The organism is Deltaproteobacteria bacterium (assembly GCA_009929795.1).
Classification (GTDB): Bacteria; Desulfobacterota; Desulfovibrionia; order Desulfovibrionales; family Desulfomicrobiaceae; genus RZZR01.
On the sequence record RZZR01000208.1, the window covers coordinates 1 to 3490 of the forward strand.

At 58.9% G+C, this 3490-nt stretch carries 5 protein-coding genes; all 5 read right to left on the reverse strand.

Annotated elements, in window-relative coordinates; translation table 11 throughout:
• Positions 1–456 (reverse strand): hypothetical protein (locus EOM25_13180; protein NCC26127.1); only part of this gene is annotated, 456 nt, incomplete at its 3' end.
• A complete protein-coding gene (locus tag EOM25_13185; protein NCC26128.1) occupies positions 453–1289 on the reverse strand; it encodes a hypothetical protein in 837 nt (278 codons plus the stop codon). The genes EOM25_13185 and EOM25_13180, both read right to left, overlap by 4 nt.
• 1028 nt (positions 1290–2317) lie before the next feature.
• Positions 2318–2518, reverse strand: a complete 201-nt coding sequence (locus EOM25_13190; GenBank protein ID NCC26129.1) for a hypothetical protein — start codon at positions 2516–2518, stop codon at positions 2318–2320.
• 138 nt (positions 2519–2656) lie between these two features.
• Positions 2657–3007, reverse strand: coding sequence for a hypothetical protein (locus EOM25_13195; GenBank protein NCC26130.1), 351 nt, complete (start codon positions 3005–3007; stop codon positions 2657–2659).
• 98 nt (positions 3008–3105) lie between these two features.
• A complete protein-coding gene (locus EOM25_13200; protein ID NCC26131.1) occupies positions 3106–3438 on the reverse strand; it encodes a hypothetical protein in 333 nt (110 codons plus the stop codon).
• Between the last annotated feature and the right edge of the window lie 52 nt (positions 3439–3490).

Consider the following 3490-nt stretch of genomic DNA (forward strand, 5'->3'; position numbering starts at 1 on the left):
GACCGATACCGGGTCCTGCGACCACTCCCACAGCCCCTTGCGCCAGTCAAATCGACCGCCGATGAAGGGCATGGGTTTGCCGTTCGCGGCGTTCTTGTAGGCCAGGACGTAAAGGTCGGTCAGCTCGCCATCATAGAGCGGCTTTTCCAGTCGGTCGGCAAGTTCCGTGACCGTCAGCCGCTCCAGCAGGTGGGGCCGGTCTGGGTGAGCGATTCTGACCTTGATCCGAGGCAAACCGCTCCCTCTGCCAGCCCGGATCAAGACGTCAAGCAGCTCCTTGATCATCGTTTCCTGCTTGGGTGACAGGTCCTGCCACGGCACCCAGTATTTCGGGAAGTGGGGGAACCACTCCTGATGCCGGTTCTTGTTCTTGAGCTTGATCCTTCCGACAGCAAGCCGCTCCTTGGCGGACGCCCGTCGCGGGAGCCCTGAGATGGGGTCAAAGAAGTTGCTCATGTCCACCTCTGAATCACGTCCTTCGGGCCTTCGGTCAAGCCGTTCTCGACCAGCAAGTCATGGGCGTGCCGATGGCTGACGTAGAGCCGGTAGCGGTTCTGCTCCTCCTGAACCAGCTGAAGCGTGACGGGGTCCGCCAACTCCTCGATCACATTCAGGGCGTCGACCGCCTTCTTCGGTTCGAGGTACTGGGGGAGCCCGGAGAGGGGGATCCAGCCGGGCCGGTCCTTGCTCTGCGCGGGGGAGCGGGCCTTGAAGAGGTATCCCGACACCTCCTCCTTGGTCTTTTTGGTCGTGTGGTCCGTCGACAAGGAAATCAGCTCCCCGGCTTGGGCCATATAACGAACCTCCCCGTCCTCGGCATAAAAGCGTCCGGAGAGGATGAGCCGGTCGATATGGCCCTTCAGGTCCTTAGCAGCCGCCTTCAGGAGCGCCTGTCGATAGTCCCGCCCTTTCCCGGTTGACCTCATGCGAGCCATGTAGCCGGCTGCGGCAAGATCGGGGACCAGCGCACGCTCCTTCATACCGTAGAGGAAAGAGCCGGTTTCCTGGCCGTCGGATGCGGGAGCTGGGAGTCCGTTCAATGACTGAACGAACTCGAAAAAGGGGTGGAGGGGGGCGGGGGTGATGGCTCCTTTGCTGGTTGCCACTCCTTCGGAGGTCATCCCCCAGTCGCTCGCGTTATGCGAGACGGCCAATCGGGGGACCTGAGGCCCTCTCCTTTTGCACATGGACAGGTAGATTGTCCATCGCTTCGTGTCCGAAAGGAGGGCCTCGAAGGTCGGTCGGTCCACCACTAGGCCGGCCGCGTGTAATGTAAAATTATCTTCCATTTTGTCTTGACCTTAGTTTTGGGGAGCGCTTAGTCTAAGGCGCACCTCGGTTCGTGTCAAGAGAAAAGTGAAAGATTCTTCCCACCTTTGTATGGGAGTTAATTTTAAAGTTTTTCGTCTGTCCTCGTCGGGCGCCTTTAATTAGTTTTTGAGTTTGGCGCAAATTTGCGTCCTTGTTGCGAGGGATAGATAAAAGTTAATTTGCGTCCTCTGTAAAACAGGCCTCCGTTTGTCCGATTTTTGGCGAACGGCCCCACAAAATGCGGTCGTTACGTAAGTCCATGACGCAAGTAGGTATAAGTTTCGCTCACCCTACGTGTTTTTTCCTTTGCGCCAAGGGGTTACGGGGGGGAAGTACCCGTACACGGTGATATCTTGTCTCCGGCGGCTTTTATATAGAGAGGAGGGACGTAAATAATAATTGATAATAGATAATAATTATTTCATTTTTTTTTTTTTTATACTTATTGTAGAGTGCAGCTTGTCTAATTACTAAAAGACATCCTTATAATTCTCAGACTCTTACGTAAGTCCGCATCGCCGTAACTTCCTGAAATCTAACAAATTCCTCATTCCGTGACCAGTTTCCTGAAATTATTTCATCGTCACCGGCAAAACCGGGCTCCTCGGCGCCCCCTTGACCGGCCCCCGCGCCCCCCGCAGCCTAGTACACGATTGCTCCTTTCGTGTGCAAAGGCTGCGGGGCGCTCGCATGATGGGGCTAGATCCTCTCGCTCCTTCCTCCTTCCTATTATGCCTTGCTCCTTGCGTCATCCTCCTTACCCATCGCCCCTTCTCCTCGCTCCCCCTCCCCCATCCCCCCCCGGCCTCCGGCCGGGGGGGGATGGGGGAGGGGGTCATTCTAGGCAGCCCATTCCGCGTCCCAAGATTCGGATGCCCCCTTGCCCAAGCCAAGAGGCATCCGAATCTCCTCCGCTACGCCTGCTCACGCGGGCCTAGGAGGCCGTCCTAGCCCCCACCCGGTAGGGTGGTAGCGGGTAGGGGCGTGGACGGCCTCTACGGGCGTCCTATGAGGCCTTCTTGTACGGCGTCCCGATCGGGAACCCGTCGCTGCTGTCGCAGCCCCATGTCTCGTGACTCGGGTTTGACCACAAAGGCCGAACCTCGACCCTCGTGGCGGCTGGGCTGGTCTCGCGGACCAGAGACACGTACTCCGCCTCGCGCTGGCCGAAAGACGCGAACTTCTCGAGAGGATAGGTCTTGGTCATCTTTATTTCTCCTTACTGGCGCGGTCTTTAAGGCCGTCCACACCCCTCCCCAGTAGGGTGGTAGAGGGGCAGGGCTGCGGCGGCCTTGTAGGGGCCGGTTTGCGGGCGTAGCGCCCGCTGCTGAAGGGCGTGCCCTCCCTACGGGAGGGCTGGGGCGGGGAAGAACCCATCGTCCCGGTACTGCTTGGCGGGCCCCTGTTGAGCCCATTCGCGGAACTCCTCAGATTCATCCTCATAGGGCTCGAACTCGAGCCCGTCGAACTCGTCCCCCTCCTCGCCCAACCAGGTCTCGATGAGCTGGATCGGATCCGTCTTCAGGACGGACACCGAGCCGGTGGCGGGGTCCGCCTCGAACCCGCCCTCAGCAAACCAAATCCTCCCCCACTCCGCCGGACGCATGGCGGCCTTACGGGCCTCCTCTTCGGTCTCGTGGGTCGTCCAGTTATCCCACCCACCCATCCAGCTTTCGACCGCAAATTGCTTCAACATTTTGATTGCTCCTTCGTTTAACCTACTGATTTCCCTGCCTCCTTTCGAGGCAGGACCTTGGGGCTCGTGCCCCATTGATGGCCCCGGGATCATGGGGCCTAGAAGAGGTTCGGCCCACGCAGCTCCTCCTTGCGGGACTGGAACTTCTGGACCTCCTCGAGAAGCCGCTTCATCGCGTAAGGGTCCCCTCCCTCCCGGTCGAGCGAGCCAGAGCGGAGGGCGATCGAAATCAGATTCCTAGCCTCGTCCGAGTGCCAGCGGTTGGTCAGCCAATCCCAAGAGCCGCAAGAACCCACGATCGGCACCCTGACCCCACCACGGTTAAAGAAATGCCCGAGGGAGGTGCATCCAGCACACTCCTCCCATACCTGCCCCTCCTCATACGAGATCGGGCCGGTCGCGAAGTCAAAGTCTTTGATCGTGGTGCTCATCCGAATTTCTCCTATCGATTGATTGGCAAGCCCTATTTTAAGGCGGGACTCG

Bases quoted from the DNA above. Each gene is read 5' to 3' on its own strand.
- EOM25_13185 (NCC26128.1), bottom strand. From the start codon at position 1,289: ATGGAAGATAATTTTACATTACACGCGGCCGGCCTAGTGGTGGACCGA.
- EOM25_13190 (NCC26129.1), bottom strand. From the start codon at position 2,518: ATGACCAAGACCTATCCTCTCGAGAAGTTCGCGTCTTTCGGCCAGCGC.
- EOM25_13195 (NCC26130.1), bottom strand. From the start codon at position 3,007: ATGTTGAAGCAATTTGCGGTCGAAAGCTGGATGGGTGGGTGGGATAAC.
- EOM25_13200 (NCC26131.1), bottom strand. From the start codon at position 3,438: ATGAGCACCACGATCAAAGACTTTGACTTCGCGACCGGCCCGATCTCG.